Source organism: Streptomyces sp. NPDC049585, from assembly GCF_040675615.1.
GTDB classification, from domain to species: Bacteria; Actinomycetota; Actinomycetes; order Streptomycetales; family Streptomycetaceae; genus Streptomyces; species Streptomyces luteosporeus.
In genome coordinates, this window is the sequence record NZ_JBFAPE010000039.1 from 26,078 (window position 1) to 49,002 (window position 22,925).

Annotated in this window: 18 protein-coding genes and 1 pseudogene; 5 read left to right on the forward strand and 14 right to left on the reverse strand. The window is 71.4% G+C overall.

What is annotated here, in order from left to right:
- Positions 1–736: 736 nt before the first annotated feature.
- Positions 737–2,560 (reverse strand): hypothetical protein, encoded by a 1,824-nt coding sequence (locus tag AB0K17_RS27250; protein ID WP_365984605.1) that lies wholly within the window; start codon positions 2,558–2,560, stop codon positions 737–739.
- On the opposite strand from AB0K17_RS27250, the gene AB0K17_RS27255 reads away from it, so the two are divergent.
- Positions 2,532–3,671: a hypothetical protein gene (locus AB0K17_RS27255; protein WP_365984606.1), complete on the forward strand. Its 1,140-nt coding sequence runs from the start codon at positions 2,532–2,534 to the stop codon at positions 3,669–3,671. The two genes, AB0K17_RS27250 and AB0K17_RS27255, sit on opposite strands and share 29 nt — an antisense overlap.
- Here AB0K17_RS27255 and AB0K17_RS27260 read toward each other — a convergent pair.
- Positions 3,628–4,479, reverse strand: coding sequence for a hypothetical protein (locus AB0K17_RS27260; RefSeq protein ID WP_365984607.1), 852 nt, complete (start codon positions 4,477–4,479; stop codon positions 3,628–3,630). The two genes, AB0K17_RS27255 and AB0K17_RS27260, sit on opposite strands and share 44 nt — an antisense overlap.
- Positions 4,480–4,572: 93 nt before the next feature.
- On the opposite strand from AB0K17_RS27260, the gene AB0K17_RS27265 reads away from it, so the two are divergent.
- Complete coding sequence (locus AB0K17_RS27265) at positions 4,573–4,965, forward strand: nucleoside triphosphate pyrophosphohydrolase (protein WP_365984608.1); 393 nt, start codon at positions 4,573–4,575, stop codon at positions 4,963–4,965.
- Positions 4,966–5,323: 358 nt separating this feature from the next.
- Here AB0K17_RS27265 and AB0K17_RS27270 read toward each other — a convergent pair whose 3' ends face one another.
- The 8 genes and pseudogenes from AB0K17_RS27270 to AB0K17_RS27305 form a co-directional block, all read right to left on the reverse strand.
- Positions 5,324–6,643, reverse strand: coding sequence for a TRAM domain-containing protein (locus AB0K17_RS27270; protein WP_365984609.1), 1,320 nt, complete (start codon positions 6,641–6,643; stop codon positions 5,324–5,326).
- Between the two features lie 98 nt (positions 6,644–6,741).
- Positions 6,742–8,793 (reverse strand): APC family permease, encoded by a 2,052-nt coding sequence (locus AB0K17_RS27275; protein ID WP_365984610.1) that lies wholly within the window; start codon positions 8,791–8,793, stop codon positions 6,742–6,744.
- A gap of 129 nt (positions 8,794–8,922) precedes the next feature.
- Positions 8,923–10,071 (reverse strand): cytochrome P450, encoded by a 1,149-nt coding sequence (locus AB0K17_RS27280; RefSeq protein ID WP_365984611.1) that lies wholly within the window; start codon positions 10,069–10,071, stop codon positions 8,923–8,925.
- Positions 10,053–11,615 carry a cytochrome P450 gene (locus AB0K17_RS27285; RefSeq protein WP_365964487.1) on the reverse strand — a complete coding sequence of 521 codons (1,563 nt, stop codon included), beginning with the start codon at positions 11,613–11,615 and terminating at the stop codon, positions 10,053–10,055. Before AB0K17_RS27285 ends, AB0K17_RS27280 begins: the two co-directional genes overlap by 19 nt.
- Entirely contained in the window at positions 11,615–12,241 is a 627-nt protein-coding gene (locus AB0K17_RS27290; RefSeq protein WP_344433846.1) for an ATP/GTP-binding protein, read from the reverse strand. Before AB0K17_RS27290 ends, AB0K17_RS27285 begins: the two co-directional genes overlap by 1 nt.
- Positions 12,219–12,581, reverse strand: a complete 363-nt coding sequence (locus tag AB0K17_RS27295; RefSeq protein ID WP_344433847.1) for a DUF742 domain-containing protein — start codon at positions 12,579–12,581, stop codon at positions 12,219–12,221. Before AB0K17_RS27295 ends, AB0K17_RS27290 begins: the two co-directional genes overlap by 23 nt.
- Entirely contained in the window at positions 12,578–13,009 is a 432-nt protein-coding gene (locus AB0K17_RS27300; RefSeq protein WP_365964488.1) for a roadblock/LC7 domain-containing protein, read from the reverse strand. The genes AB0K17_RS27295 and AB0K17_RS27300 overlap by 4 nt, the downstream gene beginning before the upstream one ends.
- A gap of 1,652 nt (positions 13,010–14,661) precedes the next feature.
- Positions 14,662–15,666 (reverse strand): annotated as a pseudogene (locus tag AB0K17_RS27305) (ATP-binding protein); the annotation flags it as partial.
- Positions 15,667–16,053: 387 nt separating this feature from the next.
- On the opposite strand from AB0K17_RS27305, the gene AB0K17_RS27310 reads away from it, so the two are divergent.
- Positions 16,054–16,719, forward strand: a complete 666-nt coding sequence (locus tag AB0K17_RS27310) for a TrkA family potassium uptake protein (RefSeq protein ID WP_344433849.1) — start codon at positions 16,054–16,056, stop codon at positions 16,717–16,719.
- Positions 16,719–17,396: a TrkA family potassium uptake protein gene (locus AB0K17_RS27315; RefSeq protein ID WP_365984612.1), complete on the forward strand. Its 678-nt coding sequence runs from the start codon at positions 16,719–16,721 to the stop codon at positions 17,394–17,396. The genes AB0K17_RS27310 and AB0K17_RS27315 overlap by 1 nt, the downstream gene beginning before the upstream one ends.
- A gap of 112 nt (positions 17,397–17,508) precedes the next feature.
- Here AB0K17_RS27315 and AB0K17_RS27320 read toward each other — a convergent pair whose 3' ends face one another.
- The 4 genes from AB0K17_RS27320 to AB0K17_RS27335 all read right to left on the reverse strand — a co-directional run bounded on the left by AB0K17_RS27320 (position 17,509) and on the right by AB0K17_RS27335 (position 22,008).
- The gene (locus AB0K17_RS27320; RefSeq protein ID WP_365964489.1) at positions 17,509–18,237 is read right to left on the reverse strand and encodes a DUF3159 domain-containing protein; all 729 of its coding nucleotides are present in this window, start codon (positions 18,235–18,237) and stop codon (positions 17,509–17,511) included.
- A 3-nt stretch (positions 18,238–18,240) separates the two neighbouring features.
- Positions 18,241–18,639, reverse strand: coding sequence for an OB-fold nucleic acid binding domain-containing protein (locus tag AB0K17_RS27325; protein ID WP_344433854.1), 399 nt, complete (start codon positions 18,637–18,639; stop codon positions 18,241–18,243).
- Between the two features lie 56 nt (positions 18,640–18,695).
- Entirely contained in the window at positions 18,696–19,385 is a 690-nt protein-coding gene (locus AB0K17_RS27330) for a response regulator (RefSeq protein WP_365964490.1), read from the reverse strand.
- A gap of 67 nt (positions 19,386–19,452) precedes the next feature.
- Positions 19,453–22,008 (reverse strand): sensor histidine kinase KdpD, encoded by a 2,556-nt coding sequence (locus tag AB0K17_RS27335; RefSeq protein ID WP_365984613.1) that lies wholly within the window; start codon positions 22,006–22,008, stop codon positions 19,453–19,455.
- 213 nt (positions 22,009–22,221) lie between these two features.
- On the opposite strand from AB0K17_RS27335, the gene AB0K17_RS27340 reads away from it, so the two are divergent.
- Positions 22,222–22,764 (forward strand): GNAT family N-acetyltransferase, encoded by a 543-nt coding sequence (locus AB0K17_RS27340; protein ID WP_365984614.1) that lies wholly within the window; start codon positions 22,222–22,224, stop codon positions 22,762–22,764.
- Positions 22,765–22,925: the final 161 nt, after the last annotated feature.

Sequence of the window (22,925 nt, forward strand, 5' to 3'; positions counted from 1 at the left end):
CGGGCGGATTCATAGCGCGACCATCAGGAGAGCGTCACGAGCGTCATTTCAGCGTCAGAAATTCACCCTTAAGGCCCATGTCGCACATCGTGCACACCAGGTAAATCGCAGGTCAGCCTTCCTTCGCCACCCGCTTCAGGATCGCCACGCACTCCACGTGGTGCGTCATCGAAAAGATGTCGTCAGGCGGGATGCCGGAAGAAACCGCAGGTCAGCGATGGCATTCGGGGCGAGCGACGGCCGTCGGAAGCACTCGGAGCGTCATACGAGCGTCAGCCGCGGCCACAGCTGTCGGCCGGGCGGTGTCGGCGGCCAGGCCGACGAGGGCGGCAGTCAGAGCAAGCATGCTGTTCGCGACGGTCGCATCCGCCACCTCGCGCTCTGGAGGGCCCACGCCCTGGTGAACCCCACCGCGACAGCCCGAGAGCGGGAACCTATGCGGCTCGCGTACGACACACGCGAGCCGCATGGCGTGGGGCCCCGGAGGCTGCGGCCGACTGCCGAGCCGAAACGTCATCGTCTGCGTCCGCACGACCTGCCCCCGCTGCGTCCTCCTGGCGTGCTGGGGTTCGGCGGGGGGACGGCGCGCGGAACTCGAAGTCAAACGTCAGCTCGGGCAAAGGACGCCCGTCGCCCACGTCGATGACCATCTCGCTTGTGCACTGTCGCCGCCGCGTACGTCGGGATTACGTCCGGTCAACGCATCCGCCTCTATGCCGGCCGGGCTGCCAGGGAATCAGTGACAGGGTGTGGCCGGCCCGTCAGCGCCGTGATAGAGGTTGAGTTCGTTTGCGGTCATGGGTGTGCCGGCTCGTGCACAGAGAATTTTGGCCGCGGTTCGAGCGTTGGTGTTCCAGCTGTTCAGGGTCTTGTCGCCTGTGGCTGCGATCAGTGAGTCGGCTTCTGGGGCGAAGGCGCTGACGCCGATGGTGCCGTGGAGGACGGCGTCGAGTTGCGGGTAATGGGGAGCTCTGAGGTTCCAGATGCGGAGCGGACCGCCCTTATCACCGCTGGTGGTGAGGAGGCGGGCGCCGTCCGGGGTGAGGTCTGCTGTCCAAATGGGGGTGGTGTGGCCGCTGAGAGTGGGAAGAGGGGTGGGCTGACGGGGATCGGAGGCGTCCCAGAGGTAGACGTTGTGGTCGTCGTAGGTGCCGATGGCCAGTAGGCCCTTGTCGCTGACGGCCAGGCTGGCGACTTTGACGGCACCGGGCAGTTTCCTGAGCCGGCGTGGTTCACGGGGGTTGTGCAGGTCCCACAGCTGCGCTCCTTGCCGGGTGGTGCCGATGACGAGGGCACTGCTGTTGGGGAGGACAGTCAGAGCGACGACATCGTCGAATGTGTGGCCGTCGCCGCGTCGGGTGAGTTCGCGGTGGTGCCCGGGCGTGGTGATGTCCCAGAAGATGGTCTGGCCGTCGTTGCCTCCGGTCACCAGGGTGCGGCCGTCCCTGCTGAACGCGGCAGCGTTGATGTCGTTGCCGCCCACCTGCGGTGTCCAGTGGTCGATTTGGTGGGGGTCGGCGGGGTTGCTGATGTCCCACAGACATACGGCCGCCTTTGAGGTTTCGGCGTAGGTGGTCAGAGCCAGAGTGCGGGAGTCGCGGCTGAAGGCCGCACTACGCAGGGCGTGGTCCTCGCAGGCGAGTTTGTGCACCAGCGGGGGTTCTCGGTATGAGTCAAGGCGCCAGATTCCTGCCGTCTTGTCCTGGCTGGTAGTGACGGCCAGTTTCCGGTCGAGGCTGGTCTTCAGGGCGGTAATGGAGGCAGTGTGGCCAGTCAGGTGGGCCGGGAGGTGCCACAGGGCGTTGCCGCCGGTGCGGGTGCCCACGGTCAGTGAGGAGCTATCCGGCCCGAAGGCGACGCCCACGGTGCCGTCCGTCTGCGGCAAGTCGGTGGCGTGCCAGCGTTCGCGGACGTTCCACAGGTGCACGCCGTTGTCGATATGGCCCACGGCCAGCCGGGTGCCGTCGGCGCTGAGGGCCAGGCTGGTGACGGTGCTGACGGAGTCGAAGAGGTGGCCGGGCTCCGTGCTCTCGCGATCCGGCCCGAGGTGTGCGATCCATACTTCGCAGTTCGGTGAGTACTCGGCCAGGGCGAGTGTGCGGCCGTCCGCACTGAGCGCGATCCTGTCGAACGCCTGATTCTTGCGGGGGAGCTGGTGGGGCTCGGGGTGCTGCGGGGCGTCAAGGTTCCACACGGTCACCGTGTGGTCGTGGCCGAGGGCGGCGGCGGTGTGTCCGTCGCGGCTGACGGCCAGGTCATCGATGGTCGCGTGCGGGCTCTGCCAGGTGGTCAGGAGTGCCGGGTGCAGGGGGTCCTTGGTGGTGTCCCAGAGGGTCAGTTCGCCGCTGTGGCCGGCCGCGACCAGGCGGCTGCCGTCTGGGCTGAAGGCCACGACCACGGCATCGTCGGGGCCGTGGGGCAGGAGCCGCGGGTGCGCGGCCGGCTGGCTAGCGGTGGTGTCCCACAGCCGGATGCGCCCGTCCTTGCCCGCGATGGCCAGTACGTGGCTGGGGTGGAAGGACAGCCGGGCGATGGGCTGGTCCGTGACCGGCGCGGTCACCGGCGGGTGGCGTCCTTGGTCGCTGGTCTGCCACAGCCTCACCGATCCGCCTTGGCGGCTCCAGTCCGCCACTGCCGGGAAGCTGACTGTGCCCGATCCCGGCCCCCGAACCCGTGGACGGTGGCGTGCCTCCTACTACGACGCGCTCCATCACGGTCACGTACCGGCTGGGCACAAGCTGCGCTGGACTGGGCGCCAGCGCGGCGACTGCGTCTTCACGCTGGTCGACGAGGAGGCCGAAAAGGCCGCCCAGCCGGCTCCGGTGCCGACCATTGATGTACCTGCTGTGCTGGACCGGCCCCACCGGCTGGTCCGGGCGACACGCAAGGCTTGCAGCAGGTCCAAAACCGTGGTGGACACACGTGGAACACCCGAGGTGATTCCTCTGCATGTGTCACGTGAGCAGGTCGACCGGGCGCTGCGGATCATGCACGCATTCCTGACCGAAGCGGAAAGCCGCGGCTATCAGGTGGAGACCCGAACCGACCTTCAGCGTGGCAAGGCCGTACACCAGCTGGTCATCGTCGTCCGCGGGCACGCTCTCCCCCTCGCGCTCACGGAGCGGACGACCAAGGTGCCGCACGACGCGACACCGCAGGAGATCCGTCAGCAGCAACGCAATCCCTGGACGAAGATCCCCGCGTACGACCACGAGTTCGACGGGCGTCTCGAACTCGGCGCACCTGCCGGAAGCTGGTACCAGTATTCCTACAGCTACCGCGATGGCGCGCGATGGACACTGGAATCCCGGCTGGGACACCTGCTGCGTGATCTCGAAGACCGCGCAGCAGCGGCCGAACGTCGAGAACAGGAAGAGGAGCTCCGCAAGGCCGAGCAGCGGCGCCGCTGGTACGCGGCCGTTGCCGAGGCACGAAAGCTGCAAGTCGAGCGCCATCGAGCGAAGGTCCTGGCCGAACAGGCGGAGGCATGGCACCAGGCCGACAAGATCCGCAACGTGCCGAGCAGGCCGCGATGGGTGGAGGCCCGAAGTCATTGCTTCGGGCCTCCACCCATCATTTGCCCTGGCGTGCCAACGTGGCCGGCGCAGGGCACTGGCGGTGGCGGACTCAGAGCTCGGGCGGCTCACCGGGCTGAAGGTGGAGGACGGTGAGGTACTCGCCGTAGGGCATCTCTTCATCCACCCATCGGCTGCCGCCTGAGCGGTCGGGAATCCACATGCCGTCGAGAAGGTACTTGTCCTCGAAGACGGCGACGCGGTCCTCCTGCACCGCTGCCGCCATCAGCAGCTGGATTCCCAGCAGCAGCACCGTGGAGGCTTCCCTCAGCGCGCAGACCTCGGCGTGCCCGGTGGGAAAGACGTTCCCGTCCGCGTCGCTGTCCGGCTCAGGGATGACGGTACGACCCCGGACGGCCATCTCGTGCAGGGCAATCACTTGGGCCACCGCTGCCCCCACCGGCGTGCTGGCACCCGGCGCGCCGTCCGGGGCATGCGTCCGCAAATGGTCGACGACCGCGCGAGCATGGACGGGCCATGCCTCGGCGTGGTGTTGCAGCCGTCGTTCGGCGGCCTCGACAGCCACCCCGGGCTCCGTGGCGTCCGGGTGCAGCAGCCGGACAAATCCTTCAAGTGCTGCGCGCAGGTAGCCAAGACGGACGTGGTGCTGCTGCCACTTCTCCATCATCTCGGTCCAGACAGCGTCAAAGTCGCAGCCCGCCGAGCACATACTGCCATCGTCGTACGACATGTCGAACGTCATCGTGCGCAGGCCCTGTGCGAGGCGCAGCCACTTGTAGGCCATATCCCAGACGTTCTGCGCCCCGGGGACTCTGGTGACGGCGGAGGCATGCTCCACCCAGTCGGTGAGTTCACGGACGTGGTCCTCGGGCTCGGACAACGCAAGCGTTGACAGGGGGCGATACGAGGGCAGGCAAGAGCCCTCCATCCGGGTAGTGGTCATAGGGTGGAGCGTGGCACACGGCACTGACAATCGCTCCAGCGCCGAGAGCCGGTGCGGCGCTCAGGTGCTGGTCGTGCGGCGTACGAGTCAGTGGTGGCGCAACTCCCGCTCGCAGCGCACGACTGGCACGTCCTGCCCGATCCAGAGAGGCAGCAAATGGACAGTTCCGGAAAGTTGGTAAGGGACAGGATCCCTGAAATCATCCGCGCTGAGGGACGCGAGCCGATCACGTACGTCGCCTCACCCATCGAATACCGCAGAAGGCTCCGGGAAAAGTTGACCGAAGAGGTCGCCGAGTTTCTATCGGCGGACGACGCCGCAGCTCCGGGAGAGCTTGCTGACATCTTGGAAGTCGTGCGCGCCCTCGCAACGAACCTCGGCATCGACGCGGAGGCCCTAGAAGAGTTGCGCCGGGCAAAGTATTGGGAGCGGGGCGGTTTCACGCGTCGGATCGTCTGGACGGGTAACCGCCCATCTGCAGAATAGGTGCCTCACCAAGCACGCCCGAATCAGACGATGAAGTGAAAACAACGCTGACTTCGCGGTCGCGACCCCGGCTCCGTGGAGCGCACCGCACCGAAGACGACACGGACCACCGGCACGGCAACGGCCACCATCGTCGAACGGGCGCGTGGCCGGCTCTGCAGGACACCAGTTCTCACGTCCGCGATGACACCAGCGGAGGTACGGGCAGCAGGTGTTGATCTACCCAATCGAGAACACCTAACAGCCCATCAGAACGAGCGTCAAATGAGCGTCACGAGCGTCATTTCAGCGTCAAGATATCGCCCGTAACGCCCACATCGCACATAACGCGCCCCAGCAAAGCCGCAGGTCAGAAGCCTTACGCCGTGCGCTTCAGGATCGCCACGCACTCCACGTGGTGCGTCATCGGGAACAGGTCGAACGCCCGCAGCGTCACGGGGGCGTACCCCGCCTCCGCGAAGTACTTGAGGTCGCGGGCCAGGGCGGCCGGGTCGCAGGCGACGTAGGCGATGCGGCGGGCGCCCAGGGTGGCCAGGTGGCGGACGGTGTTGCGGCCGGCGCCGGCGCGCGGGGGGTCGAGGACGATGATGTCGGCGCTGTCGATGCGGGTGCGGGGCAGGACGTCCTCGACCTTGCCGTGTTCGATGCGGACGCGGTCGAGGTCCTGGAGGTTGTGGCGGGCGTCCTCGACGGCGCGCTTGCCGGATTCGATGCCGAGGACGGCGCCCTTGTCGCCGACGCGTTCGGCGAGGGAGCCGGCGAAGAGGCCGACGCCGCAGTAGAGGTCGAGGGCCATGTCGCCCTTGCGGGGCATGAGGCCCTGCATGACGGCCTGGACCAGGACGTCGGCGGCCTTGGGGTGGACCTGCCAGAAGCCGCCCTCGCCGACCCGGTAGGTGCGCTCGTCCGCGCGTTCGCGGACGAAGGGGCGGCCGTGGACGCGGTGGACGGCCTTGTCCTTCTCGCCGATGCGCAGGACGGAGACGGGCTTGTCCAGTTCGACGATGGGCAGGCGGCCGCCGGGGCGGGGGGTGAGGATGACCTGGCGGTCGGCGGAGCCGGAGGCGGCGATGGCCTCGACCGAGGCGATCTGGGGCCACTGGCGCTTCTCGATGCCCAGTTCGCTCACGCCCTCGGCCGCGATCAGGCAGCGGTCGATGACCTGGACCTCGTGGGAGCGGTGCTTGCGCAGGCCCGCGTGGCCCTCGGCGTCGATCGCGTACTGCACGCGCGTGCGCCAGGCGGGGACCTCGCCCGCGGGGAGCTTGTCGCCGGGGGCCGGTGAGACGGTGCCGTCCCAGCCGGCCTCCTCGGGGGTCAGGCCGGCCAGGCGCTGGAGCTGTTCGGCGATGACCTCGCCCTTGAGGCGGCGCTGGGCGCCGGGCTTGGCGTGCTGCCAGTCGCAGCCGCCGCACTTGCCGGGGCCGGAGAAGGGGCAGGGGGCCTCGATGCGGTCCTTGGAGGCGGTCAGGATCCGCACCGCGTCCGCGCGCAGGAAGCGGGAGGTCTCCTCGCCCTCGGTGACGCGGGCCACGACGCGCTCGCCGGGCAGGGCGTGGCGGACGAAGAGGACACGGCCGCCCTCGGTACGGGCCACGCAGTGGCCGCCGTGGGCCACCGGGCCGACCTCGACCTCGTACTCCTCGCCGACCAGCGAGTTCTGCGGTGCGTCGGTCATGTCGGTCGGCTCCAGGTACGTCAAAGGGGTGAGGCGGGACAGCCGTCCAGTCTACGTCCCCGCTCACCCCTTCCACGCCGCGCCTCCTGCGTGCGCGCCTACTTCTTCGTCGAGGCCTTTTCCTTCTTCGGCTCCGTCACCGGGCCGCGGCGCACCGAGCCGGGGGCGTTCCATTCGGCGCGCTTGCGGGCGCGCTTGCGGGCGGCCTCGGAGGAGTCGAGCTGCCAGGGCACGGAGGTGACCATCACCCCGGGGGTGAACAGCAGCCGGCCCTTCAGGCGCAGGGCACTCTGGTTGTGCAGCAGGTGCTCGTACCAGTGGCCGACGACGTACTCGGGGATGAAGACGCTGACCGCGTCGCGCGGACTCTCCTTGCGCAGGCTCTTGACGTAGTCGATGACCGGCCGGGTGATCTCGCGGTAGGGCGAGTCGAGGATCTTCAGCGGTACGTCGATGCCGCGCCGGTGCCACTCCTCCTTCAGTGCCTTGGTCTCGGCGGCGTCCACGCTGATGCTCAGGGCCTCCAGGGTGTCGGAGCGCATGAGCTTGGCGTAGGCCAGGGCCCGCAGGGTGGGCTTGTGGACCTTGGAGACCAGGACGATGGAGTGCAGGCGGGACGGGCGGACGGTCTCGTCGCCCGGCTCGTCGGCGGCGGCGATCTCCTCGGCCACCCGGTCGTAGTGCTTCCGGATGGCGGTCATGGTGACGTAGAAGATCACCATGCCGAGGAGGGCGACCCAGGCGCCGTGCGTGAACTTCGTCAGCAGCACCACGACCAGCACCAGACCGGTCAGGAAGGCGCCGAAGGCGTTGATCGCGCGGGAGCGCACCATGCGGCGGCGCGCGGCCGGGTCGCTCTCGCCGCGCAGCAGGCGGTTCCAGTGCCGGACCATGCCGGTCTGGCTGAGGGTGAAGGAGACGAAGACGCCGACGATGTAGAGCTGGATGAGCTTCGTCGAGTCGGCCCCGTAGATGTACGTGAGGACGGCCGCGGCGCCGGCGAGCAGCACGATGCCGTTGGAGAAGGCGAGCCGGTCGCCGCGGGTGTGCAGCTGGCGCGGCAGGTAGCGGTCCTGGGCGAGGATCGAGCCGAGCAGCGGGAAGCCGTTGTAGGCGGTGTTGGCGGCCAGGAACAGCACGAGGGCGGTGGCGGCGGCCAGCACCACGAAGAGGAACGATCCGCTGCCGAAGACCGCCTCGGCGACCTGCGAGATCACCGGGTTCTGGGTGTAGCCCTCGCCGAGCGGGACGCCGTGGTTCAGCAGGTTGGTCGCCGGGTCCTCGGCCATGCGCACGTTGGTGGCCATGGCCAGGCCGATGATGCCGCAGAACATGGTGACGGCCAGGCCGCCCATGAGGGCCAGGGTGGCCGCCGCGTTCTTGCTCTTGGGCTTGCGGAAGGCGGGGACGCCGTTGCTGATGGCCTCGACGCCGGTCAGGGCGGCGCAGCCGGAGGAGAAGGCGCGCAGCAGCAGGAAGACGAGGGCGAAGCCCGCGAGCCCCTGGTGCTCGGCGTTGATGGTGTAGTCGGCGGTGGGTGCCTTCATGCTGTCGCCCGAGATCAGGCCGCGGTAGGCGCCCCAGGCGATCATCACGAAGACGCCGCCGACGAAGACGTAGGTCGGGATGGCGAAGAGCTTGCCGGACTCCTTCACGCCGCGCAGGTTCATCAGGGTCAGCAGCACGATGACGCCGATGGCGCAGGCGGTCTTGTGCTCGATGATGAAGGGGACGGCGGAGCCGAGGTTCTCGATGCCGGAGGCGATGGAGACGGCGACGGTCAGGACGTAGTCGACGAGCAGGGCGCTGGCGACGGTCAGCCCGGCCTTGGGCCCGAGGTTGACGTTGGCGACCTCGTAGTCGCCGCCTCCGCTGGGGTAGGCGTGGACGTTCTGGCGGTACGAAGCGACCACCGTGAACATCAGCACCACGACCGCCACGGCGATCCAGGGGCTGAAGTGGTAGGCGGAGACGCCTGCCGCGGACAGGACGAGCAACACCTCGCCTGGTGCGTACGCCACGGAGGAGAGCGGGTCGGACGCGAAGACGGGGAGGGCGATGCGCTTGGGCAGGAGGGTCTCCCCCAGCTTGTCGCTGCGCAGCGCCCGCCCGATGAGGATCCGTTTCGGCAGGTCGGTCAGTTTGGACACGCAGAGGATCGTAAGGGCTCGATATCGGTCGCGCCCACCCGGCTGCCCATGGGCACGAAAGTGCGTTAAGAGGCCGTTAAGACCTGCGCCCGCGGGCATCCGCGGGCGCTGCGCGGGCGTCCGGGGGCCTCAGGAGCGGCGGGGACGCAGCGTCACGGGCAGTGACCGGTGGCCGTTGGAGATGAAGGATTCCACGGGTTGCAGGCCCTCATCCGGAGTCATCAGTTCCATTTCTGGGAACCGTGTGAAGAGTGCCGGCAGCGCGATCTCGGCCTCCAGCCGGGCCAGCGGAGCGCCCAGGCAGTGGTGCACGCCGTGCCCGAAGGAAAGGTGCTCCTTGGTGGCACGTATCACATCGAATCGGGCGGCGTCGGAGCCGTCGCCGTAGATCTCGGGGTCGCGGCCGGCCGCGGCGTACGCGGCGACGATCGGGTCGCCCTTGCGCAGCACGACTCCCCCACCGTTGCCGAGCTCGTCCAGCGCGATGTCCTCGACCGCGTAGCGCAGCGGCAGGTTGGCGACCGGGGCCTGGACACGCAGGGTCTCCTCGATCACGTCCTGCCAGCCCGCCCGGCCCTCCCGGACCAGGGCGAGCTGGTCGGGGTGGGCGAGCAGGGCGTGGATGGCGTTGTCGAGGAGGTTGACGGTGGTCTCGTGGCCCGCGCCGATCATCAGCAGCAGGGTGTCGACGAGCTCCTGCTCGTTCAGCCGGGAGTCGTCCTCGTCGCGGGCGGAGATCAGCACGCTCGTCATGTCGTCGCCCGGCGTCTCGCGCTTGGCGGCGACCAGGCCGCGCAGCAGGGCGTACAGCTCGCTGTACGTCGCCGTGACCTCCTCCGGGTCGGCGGAGGTGTGGAAGATCGAGTCCACGCAGCGGCGCAGCCCCTCGCGGGTGTCCGCGTCCTCGACGCCGAACAGCTCGCAGATCACCTGGATCGGGATCGGGTACGCGTACCCCTCGCGCAGGTCGGTCGGCTCCCCCGGCGGGAGCGCGGCCAGGCCGTCGAGGATGTCCGCGACCATCGCCTCGATGCGCGGGCGCAGCGCCGCGGTGCGGCGGGCGGTGAACGCCTTGGCCACCAGGGTGCGCAGGCGCCTGTGGTCGCTGCCGTACGCGGTGAACATGTTCGTCACCGCCACCCACGTGTACAGCGGCCACTCCGGCGAGATCTCACCGTTGATCCAGGCAGGCCAGTGGCGGCGCGGGTCCTTCGAGACGCGGGGGTCGGTCAGCAGCCGCTTGAGCAGGGACTGGGACGTTATTGCCCACGCCACCACGCCGCCAGGGAGCTCCACAGGGGCCGCCGGCCCGTGGGCCCGGACGCGGGCGGCCTCGCCGTGGAGGTCACGGCCGGTGGGGTCGAGCGCGACGACGGGGCGGGCGGAACGTTCCATCGGCGGTCTCCAGAGGTCTCGGTCCCGTCGGGCTGCGGCCCGGACGGGTGCGGGGAGTGGGGGGACGAGGTGTCTGCGCCAGGATCCGTGGGCGGCGCCCCCGCATGCCGCCCGTAGCCGCCACCGGCGGGTACGGAGCGGGGTACGGGCACCTGCGCGGGCACCGGAACCGGGGGGAAGCGCACCGGCAGCGCGGTCAGCGCGCGGTGGAACGGGCCCGGGCGCCACACCAGCCGGTCGGCCGGCACGGCCAGCTCCATGTCCGGCAGCCGGTCCAGCAGCTTCTCCACGGCGGTGGCCGCGATCAGCCGGGCCGGGTCCTTCGCCGGGCAGTGGTGCGGACCCGCGCTCCAGGCCAGGTGGGCACGGTTGCCGGTGCGGCGGTCCGAGCGCAGCGACGGGTCGGTGTTCGCGGCGGCGAAGCTCACCACGACCGGCTCGCCGGCGCGCACCGGCACCCCGGCGAGCTCGGTGTCGGCCACGGCGTAGTGCACGGCGTAGTTGGCCATCGGCGGGTCCAGCCACAGCACCTCGTCGAGGGCGTCGTCGACGGGCATGCTGCCGCCGGCCAGGTCGCCGGCGAAGCGGTCGTCCGACAGCAGCAGCCGCAGCGCGTTAGCGATCAGGTTCTGCTGGGGCTCGGTGCCGGCGCCGATCAGGACGACGAGCTGGTGCAGCATCTCCTCGTCCGACAGCTGCACCGGGTGCGCCATCAGCCAGGAGGTGACGTCCGCGCCGGGCTTGCGGCGCTTGAGCTCGATGAGTTCCAGCAGACTGGTGGTGATGAGGGTGTCGGCGCGCTCGGCATCGACCCCGTCGAAGATGCCGGAGAAACCCTCCACCAGGCGGTCGCCGAGCGCGGGCGGACAGCCGAAGAGCTGCTGGAAGACCAGCAGCGGCAGCACCTTGGCGTACGAACCCAGCAGATCGGCCTCGCCCAGCGCGGTGAAGCGGTCGATCAGGGCGTCCGCGCTGCGTTCGACGTAGCCGCGCAGCGCGTTGGGGTCGATCCGGGAGAGGCTGTCGTCGACGGCGCGGCGGTAGCGGTGGTGGTCCTCGCCCTCGGAGAACAGGCAGTTCGGCCGGTAGGCCATCATCGGCACGACCGGGTTGTCCGCCTCGACGCGGCCCTCCACGAAGGCCCGCCAGCGACGGGCGTCCTTGCCGAACCGCTCCGGACTGCGCAGCACCTCCAGCGCCGCCCGGTAGTCGGTGACCAGCACGGCCCGTACCCGCGGCGCCAGTTCCACCGGAGCCAGCGGGCCGTACTCCCGCAGCCGCCGGTAGACGGCGTGCGGGTCGGCGGCGAAGTCGGGGCCGTACAGCGGGGTGTACGGCCCCTGGTGGGGCGCATAGGGCTGCTGCTGATGTGCCGGGCAACCGCCCGGGACCGGCGTCGGGCCCGGCCCGGCGTCGGAGTGGTGCATCACACGGGCTCCTGAACGGTGCTGCGGCGCTGCAGGTACTCGACGAGGGCGATCAGCGCACGGGTCGACGAGACGCGGTCACGGGCGTCACAGGTGACCAGCGGGGTCTCCGGCAGCAGGTCCAGCGCCTCGCGGACCTCCTCCTGCGGGTACACGGGCGCGCCGTCGAAGTGGTTGACCGCCACCGCGTACGGCAACCCGTGCTCCTCCAGCAGACCCATCACGTCGAACGACTGCTCGAGCCGCCGGGTGTCGGCGAGCACGAGGGCGCCGAGGGCGCCCTCCGTCATGTCCTGCCACAACCGGGTGAAGCGCTGCTGACCCGGTGCGCCGAACAAGTACAGGACGAGACTGTCGTTCAGCGTGAGCCGGCCGAAGTCCATGGCGACCGTCGTGGTCGTCTTGCCCTCGATCCCGGCGAGATCGTCGACGAGCGCGCCGGCCTGCGTCATCGTCTCCTCCGTGCGCAACGGCCGGATCTCCGACAACGAACCGACGAACGTCGTCTTGCCGACGGCGAAATGACCGACGACAAGAATCTTGACCGCCGTGCGGACGGTCCCCGGCAGATAGCGGGAGCCGTGCGAGCCGTGCGCGGCGGCGTCAGAGGCGAGCGCGGAGTCCATCCAGCACCTCCTGCAGGATCTGGGCCTCGGGCAACTGCGCCGAGGGGATGGGGGCCCGGGTGGAGAGATGACCGCTGTCCACGAGATCGCCGAGCAGCACCTTGACGACACTGACGGGCAGCATCAGATGCGCGGCGATCTCCGCAACGGACAGCGCGCCGCCGAGGCAGAGTTCCATGAGGGCACGCTTCTCGGGGCTCAGGCCCCCGAGGGGCCGGTCCCCGTGCGCCATGACCAGGGTGACCAGGTCGAAGGTGTTACGGGTGGGATGCGAGCGGCCCTCGGTGACCACGTACGGGCGTACGAGCCCCTTGTCGCGGCGCGACGCCGGCGGGGTCATGCCGGGCTGCCCGGAACACCCTGCCACTGGCGCGGCGGCGTCACCAGTTCCTTGCCGAGACGGTCGACGGTCTTCTGCATCCGGTAACTGACGGCCTCCATGTCGACGTTCTCCGACGTCGACACCGCCAGATACGCGCCCGGGCCCGCGGCTATGAGGAACACGTAGCCGTGCGCGAACTCGATCAGCGTCTGCCGCCAGGCCGTCTCGTGGTGCTGCGGATGCGTACAGAAATCACTGGTGGAACGGCTGATCGACTGCAGACCGGACAGCGCCGCGGCCTGCCGTTCCGCCTCGTCGCGGTCGATACCGCGCGAATGCGCGCGCAGCATGCCGTCCGCCGACAGCAGGATCGCGTGCCGGGCCTCCGGCATCTTCACGACCTCGTCCAGCATCCAGCCCAGGTCTTTGTTCAGGTGGTCGTTCACGCGTACGGGTTCCCTTCGTCTTCCGGATGCTGGTAGCGGTGGCCGCGCCCGTCGGTGCGGCCGGCGCGGGTGCCACGCGCGAACGCGCCCATCCGCCGTGCGGTCTCCTCCGCGGTGCGCTCCGCCACGGGCGCCGCAGGCGCCCCCGCCGCGCGCCGCCCGGCGGCAGGCTCCCGCCGCCGCCGCTTGGGCAACCCCCCGGCGGTGGTCTCCCGCGGCGCGGGGGGCTCGCCGGGCTCGCCGGACGCGGCGGGCGCGGCGGGCTCGGCGTCGGTGGGCGGCACGGTGCCGGGCCGCGGGGCGGCGTCGGCGTCGGCGGGCGGCACGGTGCCGGGCCCGGACGGGTGGCCTTCGGCCGGACGCCAGGACGGCGACCCACCCGCGTCGACGGGCGGGACGCCACGACCACCGGCACCGGCACCGAACGGCTCGCCCCCGGCCCGGGGGGCGCCGGTACGGCCTGCAGCCGAGCCCTCGGGCCAGTCGTCCGCGTCCGCGAAGCCGTGACGGCTTGCGCCGAACGGTGCGGCGCCGGAGCGGCCGGAGACGGTCCGACCGTCGGCGTCCGCGGGCAGCGGACCAGCAGCCGAGCGCTCGGGCCAGTCGTCCACGTCCGCGGGTACGCCGCCGGGGCCGGGCGCACCCGCAGGGGCCTGCGGCACGCCGGAGCGAGCGTCCGCGCCGGCGGGCGGGAAGCCGCGACCGTGGTCGGCATGCGGTACACCACCGGCGCCAGGCGCACTGGCCCCGGACGGGCCTCTGCCACCATGCGCCTGCGGCGCGTGCCCGCCCGCGGGCGGGAAGCTGCGGCCATCGGCCTCAGGCGGCACATCAGCGGCCACGTCGCCGAACCAGGCATCCCCGCCGGCAGGCGGCAGCGCACCGGCACCACGCGCCTGCGGCGCGTCTGTGTCCGCAGCCCGGAAGCCGCGGCCGTCCGCCGCAGACGGCGCAGCACCCGTGCCGCCCGGCCAGGCATCACCGCCGGCAGGCGGGAGCGGGCCGGCACCGGGTGCCTGCGGCACGTCCGTGGCCGGGCTGCGGCGACTGCCGACCTGAGGCGCCAAGTCGCCTGCCGTGCCGCCCGGCCAGGCGTCCGCATCGGCACCGCGCGCCTGCGGCGCGTCCAGGTCCGCAGCCCGGAAGCTGCGGCCGTCGGCCCCGGACGGCGCATCGGCCGCCGCGCCATCGGGCCACGCATCCCCACCGGCAGGCGGGACCGGGCCGGCACCACGCGCCTGCAGCGCATCAGCGGCCGCGCCCTCGGACGGCGGCAGCGCACCGGCACCACGCGCCTGCGGCGCGTCCAGGTCCGCAGCCCGGAAGCCGCGGCCGTCGGCCGCAGACGGTGCAGCGCCCTCAGCCGGCAGGTGGCCCGCCGCCGCGGCGTCCGGCCAGGCGTTCGCGTCCGCAGGCGCCCCGTGGGCGGGACGCCCGGGCGCGGCCGCGCCAGCGCCGCGCGCCTGCGGGCGCGCCGCGGGTGCGTCGGTGGCCGCGCCGTCGGGCCAGGCCTTGCCGCCGGCAGGCGGTACCGCGCCGCCCGGCGCGCGCGGCATCAGGCGGGGTGGGTCCGCCAGGGGTGGCAGGTCCGGGGGCGGAGGGGTGGTCTCCGGGGGGCGGGGGCGCAGTGGCGTGGTGGACGGGCCGTCGACGTCGAGTTGGGTCAGGAGGGTGGCGGGCAGGAAGACCACGGCCCGTACGCCGCCGTAGGGCGAGCGCGTGTCGACCGAGACGCTGAAGCCGTAGCGGGCGGCGAGGACGCCGATGACGGGGAAGCCGAACTGCGGGGGGTCGCCGAGGCGGGAGACGTCCACGGGGCGGCGGCCGGCGAGCATGGCGACGGCTTCCTCGACCTCGCGGCCGTCCATGCCGACGCCGGCGTCGTCGATGATGACGCAGGCGCCGTTGTGCACGGGCTGGATGCCGACCTCGACGGTGGTGTTGGGCTGGGAGTGGCGGGCGGCGTTGTCGAGGAGTTCGGCGACGGCGAGGACGACGGGTTCGACGGCGCGGCTGACGACGGCGAGGTCGCCGTCGGCGGGGCCGTGCACGCGGACGCGCCGGTAGTCGCGGATGCGGGAGGTGGCGCCGCGGACGACGTCGGTGAGGGGGGAGGCGACGCGCTGCCGGCCGGGCCAGGAGCCGCACAGGACGGCGATGGCCTGGGCGCGCCGGCCGAACTGGGCGTTGGCGTGGTCGATCTCCAGCAGGTCGCGCAGCACGTCGGGGTGGTCGTGGCGTTCCTGCATCTCGGAGATGGCGAGTTGCTGTTCGTGGGCGAGGCCCTGCAGGGCCCGCATGGAGGCCTTGAGCGCAGCCTTGGCGGACTGGTCGGCGCGGGCCTGGGCCTTGTCGACGGCGCGGGCGAAGAGCTCGATGACGGCCTGGAGGTCGTGGGCGAAGGCGGTGCCGGCGAGGCGTTCGTCGAGGGGGCCGGGCGGGGGCGTGTCCTGGCCGACGGCGTCGACGACGGCGGGCAGGCGTACGCCGACGAGGTGGGCCGTCTCCTCGTCACGGGCGCGGAGGCTCTCCTCCAGCTGGGCGACGCGCCGGCGCACTCCGTTGGTGATCGTCCGCTGGCGCACCAGCAGGACCGCGACGGCGGTCAGCGCGATGGCCAGGCACCAGATCACCACCTCCGGTATGTGATGCGACATCAATTCCTCTTGGACGACGGGGGCATGGACACGGCGGGACAGGTCGGCGTCCTGACGTCCCGTCCGAAGCGGAATACGGCGATCATCCTAACCACCACGGTGACCCCCTGTCCGATCTTCGTCACGCATTCCCGAACAACCTTGCGTATCTCTTGATCACTTCCGGTCATGCTTGATCACCTTCCCGGTCGGCGGTCCTGGCGCCCGCTCGCCGGAGCGTTGCGGATACGGTGGTGGCATGCGCCGACGCGGGGCGCACGCCACCACCGGGCGCGCCGCGGCGTACCCGCGTACCGGAAGTTCGCGGGGCCAGCAGATCGGGAAGAAAGTTGTGAGCAGGTTGTTGGTGCAGGTCAGCGCGGTAGTCCGGAGCATGGGGCAGTCGTAATGCACATCGTGATCATGGGGTGCGGGCGGGTGGGCTCGGCCCTCGCGCAGACCCTCGAACAGCAGGGCCACACAGTGGCGGTCATCGACCAGGACCCGACGGCGTTCCGCCGCCTGGGCTCGGGGTTCGGCGGCCGCCGCGTGACCGGCGTCGGCTTCGACCAGGACACCCTGCGCGAGGCGGGCATCGAGGAGGCGGGCGCCTTCGCCGCCGTCAGCAGCGGTGACAACTCCAACATCATCGCCGCCCGGGTGGCCCGCGAGATGTTCGGCGTGGAGAACGTGGCCGCCCGCATCTACGACCCCCGCCGTGCCGAGGTCTACCAGCGGCTCGGTATCCCGACCGTGGCGACCGTCCGCTGGACGGCGGACCAGATGCTGCGCCGGCTGCTGCCCTCGGGCGCGGAGCCGCTGTGGCGCGACCCGAGCGGCGGCGTCCAGCTGGCCGAGGTGCCGGTGTCCGAGGCCTGGGTGGGTCACAAGGTGAGCAGGCTCCAGGAGGAGACCGGGGTGCGGGTGGCGTTCATCACCCGCCTGGGCGAGGCGATGCTGCCGGTCTCGGCCACGGTGCTGCAGGAAGGCGATCTGGTGCACGCGATGATGCGCACCGACGAGGTGGAGAAGGTCGAGGCGGCCTTCGCTGCCGGTCCCGAGGAGGCTCACTGATGCGGGTAGCCATTGCCGGCGCGGGAGCCGTCGGTCGCTCGATCGCGGGCGAGCTGCTGGAGAACGGGCACGAGGTGCTGCTCATCGACAAGGCCCCCTCGGCCATCTCGGTGGAGCGCGTGCCGCTGGCGGAGTGGCTGCTGGCCGACGCCTGCGAGATCACCTCGCTGGACGAGGCCGCGCTGCAGCGCTGCAACGTGGTGATCGCCGCCACCGGTGACGACAAGGTCAACCTGGTCGTCTCGCTGCTGGCCAAGACGGAGTACGGCGTGCCGCGCGTCGTGGCCCGGGTGAACAACCCGAAGAACGAGTGGCTCTTCAACGAGTCCTGGGGCGTGGACGTCGCCGTCTCCACCCCGCGCCTGATGTCGGCCCTCGTCGAGGAGGCCGTGAGCGTCGGCGACCTCGTGCGCCTGCTGCGCTTCAGCCAGGGCGACGCCAACCTCGTGGAGCTCACCCTGGCCCCGGAGGCCGCGCTGGCCGGCACCCGCGTCGGGGACGTCGACTGGCCGGAGGACACCGCCCTGGTGACCATCATCCGCGGCAACCGCGTCCTGACCCCCAACAAGGAGGACGTGCTGGAGGCCGGTGACGAGCTGCTGTTCGTGGCGGCCCCGGCGCGCGAGGAGCAGCTGGAGGACCTGCTGTCGGTGCGCCGCGAGGACACGACGGGCTGACGCGGGCACTGCGTACGCGACGAGGGCCCCGGGACATGTCGTCCCGGGGCCCTCGTCGTGTCCGTTCGGCCGGCCGGCCTCAGCCCGCCTCGTCGCGTCCGTCCGGCCGGCCTCAGCCCGCCTCGGTCCGTGCCTCGCGCTCGGCGCGCTCGGCGGCCTCCATCTCGGCGAAGACGTCGATCGGCGGCGGCGCCTTCGACAGGAAGATCCAGGTCAGGTAGACCGAGAGCAGCATCGGCGGAATGCCGAGCGCCACCTTCACCCAGCCGAGCTGGGTGGCGTCGCCCCACCAGTACAGGGGGAAGAGGATCGCCGACTTTGCGAGCAGGATCAGCCCCCAGGCCCAGCTGGCCTTGGTGTAGGCGACCTTGCGGCCGGGGTTGCGGGTCCGCCAGGAGAGGTTCTCCTTGAAGATCGGGCCCAGGATGAGGCCCATCAGCGGGAACCCGGCCAGGGAGGAGGCGATGTAGGCGATCGCCAGGCCCAGGGTGTAGAGCATCCCCGGCAGGTAGAAGTTCTTGGCGTCGCCGGACATCATCGCGAAGACGGCGCCGAAGGCGACCCCGAAGACGCCGCTGAAGGCGTGCTTGAGGGTGTCGCGGCCCACCAGCCGGGCGATGCCCAGCACCAGGGAGAGGCCGAGGGCGGCGATGGCGGCGATGTGGATGTCCCGCTTGACGGTGTAGAGCGCGACGAAGACCAGGCCCGGGACGGTGGTCTCCACCATGCCCCGCACGCCGCCGAACGCCTCGAAGAGCGCGGCTTCCGTGGCCGCCCGGGAGTCCGTCCCGTGCGGGTGCTGCGAGGCTTGCTGGTCCGTCATCTTGTCGATGGACGACAACGGCTACTCCTGTCCGAGCGGTCGGAGTTCGTATCGGGGGTTGAACAGCACCCGCCGGCCGCGGCTCATGGAGACCCGGCCGGAGGCGATCAGCTTACGGCCGGGTTCGATGCCCGCGATGGAGCGGCGGCCCAGCCATACGACGTCGATCGCGCCCGAACCGTCGAACAGCTCGGCCTCGAGCGCGGGGACCCCGGCCCGCGGACGCAGGGTGACGGTCCGCAGCGTGCCGGTGACCTTGACTATGTCCCGGTCGTCGCAGTCGCATATGCGCGCGCAGCCGGTGGCCGCCGTGTCCTGCTGCAGCTCGGCGTGGTGCAGCTCCTCCTGCGAGGTGGAAAGCCGGTCGAGCATCCGGCGAAAACGGCCGGTCGGCTTGTCGGAACGGGGTTCGGCACTCATGCCCCCAGCGTAGCGGGGCACGAGTGCCCCCGGAGCAGCGGCGACGGCCCGTACCGTCACGCCTCGAAGCGGTAGCCCATCCCCGGCTCGGTGACGAAGTGCTTGGGGTGCGAGGGGTCCTGTTCCAGCTTGCGGCGCAGCTGGGCCATGTAGACGCGCAGGTAGTTCGTCTCCGTGCCGTAGGAGGGGCCCCAGACCTCCTGCAGCAGCTGCTTCTGGCTCACGAGACGCCCCGTATTGCGTACCAGCACCTCCAGCAGGTGCCATTCCGTCGGGGTGAGGCGGACGTCGGTGCCGCCCCGGTTGACCTTCTTCGCCGCGAGATCGACCGTGAAGGCCGCCGTCTCGACGATCGCGTCGTCGCCCGCGGCCGAGGCGCCCACCGGCTCGGCGCGGCGCACGGCGGCGCGCAGCCGGGCCAGCAGCTCGTCCATGCCGAAGGGCTTGGTGACGTAGTCGTCGGCGCCCGCGTCGAGCGCCTCGACCTTCTCGTCGGAGGTCTGGCGGGCGGAGAGCACCAGGATCGGCACCCGGGTCCAGCCGCGCAGGCCCTTGATGACCTCGACGCCGTCCATGTCGGGCAGGCCGAGGTCGAGGATGACGACGTCGGGGTGGCGCGCGGCGGCGAGCTGGAGCGCGGTGGCGCCGTCGGGCGCGGCGTCGACCTCGTACTTCCGCGCCTTGAGGTTGATCACGAGGGCGCGGACGATCTGCGGCTCGTCATCGACCACGAGCACCCGGTTCATGCGGCATCCACCTCTGCTGTTCGGTTCTGTCTGCTGTGTGCGTACGGCCCGTACGCTGCGCCGGGGCTCACGTCGTGACCTGGGCGGGCAGGTCCGGCCGTACGGGCGGGCGGCCGGCGGCGGCGCACAGGGTCAGGACCATGGTCATGCCGCCGCCGGGGGTGTCCTCGGCCGTCAGCGTGCCGCCCATGGCCTCGGCGAAGCCGCGGGCGACGGCGAGGCCCAGGCCCACGCCGGCGCCGCGCGGGGCGTCGCCGTAGCGCTGGAAGGGCTCGAAGATGCGGTCCTTGGCGCTGTCGGGCACGCCGGGCCCACGGTCGGCGACGCGCACCTCGACGCGCTCGCCCAGGGCGCTGGCGGAGACGAGGACCGGGGTGCCGCCGGGGCTGTACTTGACCGCGTTCTCGACGATGTTGGCCACGCTGCGCTCCAGCAGGCCGGGGTCGACGGCGACCATGGGCAGCGACTCGGGGATGTCGAGGTCGACGCTGCCCTCGGGCACGCCGCCCAGCGCCATGGGGACGACCTCGTCGAGGTCGATCTCCCTGATCAGCGGGGTGACCGTGCCGGTCTGCAGGCGGGACATGTCGAGGAGGTTGCCGACGAGGTGGTCGAGCCGGTCGGCGCCGTCCTCGATGCCGGCGAGCAGCTCGGCCTCGTCCTCGGGCGACCAGGCGACGTCGTCGGAGCGCAGGGAGGTCACGGCGGCCTTGATGCCGGCGAGCGGGGTGCGCAGGTCGTGGCTGACGGCGGCCAGCAGGGCGGTGCGGATGCGGTTGCCCTCGGCGAGCCGGCGGGCCTGCTCGGCCCGGTCGACGAGCCGCTGCCGGTCGAGGACGACCGCCGCCTGGGCGGCGAAGGCGGCCAGGACGCGCCGGTCCTCGGCGGGCAGCACGCGACCCGAGAGGGCCAGGGCGAGGTTGTCGCTGACGGGCATGTCGACGTCGGCGTCCTCGGGCCGCAGCAGCTGGGTGCCGGTGCCGGTGACGACGCTGCCCACGCACGTCCACGGCTCGACCTCGCTGGCCCGCTCCAGCAGGGCGACCGACTCCATGGCGAAGGTCTCGCGCACCCGCTCCAGCAGGGCGTCCAGGCTGGTCTCGCCGCGCAGGACGCTGCCGGCGAGGAAGGAGAGGATCTCCGACTCGGCCCGGAGCCTGGCGGCCTGATGGGTGCGACGGGCGGCGAGGTCCACCACGGAGGCCACGGACACGGCCACGAAGACGAAGATCGTGATCGCGATGATGTTCTTGGGGTCGGTGATCGTCCACTGGTGCAGCGGCTCGACGAAGTAGTAGTTGAGCAGCAGGGAGCCGAAGGCCGCCGAGGCCAGCGCCGGCAGCAGGCCGCCCAGCAGGGCCGCCGCCACCGTCGCGCACAGGAACAGCAGCATGTCGTTGGCGAGCCCGAGGTCCGCCGGGATGACCTGGGTGAGCAGCAGGGTGAGCAGCGTCGGCATGCCCACGCCGACCAGCCAGCCGGCGAGGATGCGGCCGCGGCCGAGGCGGGCGCCACGGGCCACGGGCAGGCCACGGCCCTTGGCGACCTCGTCGTGGGTGACGATGTGCACGTCGAGGTCGGGGCCGGAGTCGCGGGCGACGGTCGCGCCCACGCCGGGGCCGAAGATGTACTGCCAGGCCTTGCGGCGGCTGGAACCGAGCACGATCTGGGTGGCGTTGACCCCGCGCGCGAACTCCAGCAGCGAGGCCGGCACGTCGTCCCCTATGACGTGGTGGAACGTGCCGCCCAGGTCCTCCACGAGCGTCCGCTGGACGGCCAGCTCCTTGGGGGAGGCGGAGGTCAGACCGTCGCTGCGGGCGATGTAGACCGCGAGGATCTCGCTGCCGGAGCCCTTGGCGGCCATGCGGGCCGCGCGGCGGATGAGGGTGCGACCCTCGGGGCCGCCGGTCAGCCCCACGACGATGCGCTCGCGGGCGTGCCAGATGCGGGAGACGTCGTGCTCGGTGCGGTACTGCCGCAGGTACTCGTCGACCCGGTCGGCCGTCCACAGCAGGGCCAGTTCGCGCAGGGCGGTCAGGTTGCCGGGGCGGAAGTAGTTGGAGAGGGCGGCGTCGACCTTGTCGGGCTGGTAGATGTTGCCGTGCGCCATGCGGCGGCGCAGCGCCTGCGGCGACATGTCGACCAGCTCTATCTGGTCCGCGCGGCGCACCACCTCGTCGGGGACGGTCTCGCGCTGGCGCACGCCCGTTATCGACTCGACGACGTCGCCGAGCGACTCCAGGTGCTGGATGTTGACGGTCGAGACGACGTCGATGCCGGCCTGCAGCAGCTCCTCGACGTCCTGCCAGCGCTTGGTGTTGCGGGAGCCGGGGACGTTGGTGTGGGCCAGCTCGTCGACGAGGGCGACGGCCGGGCGGCGGGCCAGGATCGCGTCGACGTCCATCTCGGTGAAAGGCGACTCGCGGTAGGTGATCTCGCGGCGGGGCACCTGCTCCAGGCCGTGCAGCATGACCTCGGTGCGGGGGCGGCCGTGGTGCTCCACGAAGCCGACGACCACGTCGGTGCCGCGCTCCACCCTGCGGTGCGCCTCCGAGAGCATCGCGTACGTCTTGCCGACGCCCGGTGCCGCCCCGAGATAGATGCGAAGGTTGCCGCGTCCCATGGCCCCATTGTCTTTCACGTGTCGCGACGGTGTTCGCTTCGCCGCATACCGTCGACCTTACGGCCAACGTTCGGGACATTTCGGGCGTCGGCCGCCTCGGGGGCAGGTATTGACGCAGCTCTGACGCCCGCAGCCGGGACGAGGGAAACCAGGTGCGGCACCCGGGCGCGCGGCGGCACAATGACGCCACCGCCGACGCGAGGGACCGCCGCCATGCCGATGCGTATACGCTCCGCGCACACCTGCGACCTCACGGCCGCCGAGCTCGACGCCGTCCGCTCCCTGCTGGACACGGCCTTCGACGACTTCACCGACGACGACTGGGACCACACCGTCGGCGGCATGCACGCCCTCGTCCTCGACGAGGACGGGGCCGTCCTCGCCCACGGCTCCCTGGTGCAGCGCCGGCTCCTGCACGCCGGCCGGGCGCTGCGCACCGGGTACGTCGAGGGGGTGGCCGTACGGGCCGACCGGCGCCGCCGAGGCCACGCCTCGGCCGTGATGGCCGCGCTGGAACGGGTGCTGCGCGACGGCGCGTACGAGCTGGGCGCGCTCGGCGCCTCGGACGAGGCCGTGCCGCTCTACACGGGCCGCGGCTGGCAGCCCTGGCACGGCCCGCTGTCCGTGCTCGCCCCGACGGGCCTGTACCGCATGCCGGAGGAGGCCGGCGGCGTCTTCGTCCTGCCGGTCAACGGCACCCGGGTCGACACCGCCGGCGAGCTCACGTGCGACTGGCGCCCGGGCGACGTGTGGTGAGGCCCGCGCCACGCGTCCCCTGCGGGGAGCCGTAGGGGTGGGGGGCCGTGCCGATCCGCGAGTTCGTCGGCTGCAGGCCGCCGGTGGCCGATCGCGCAGTTCCCCGCGCCCCTACGGGGCGCTGCACCGGATACGGTGCGCCCGCCACGCCGGGCGAAGGC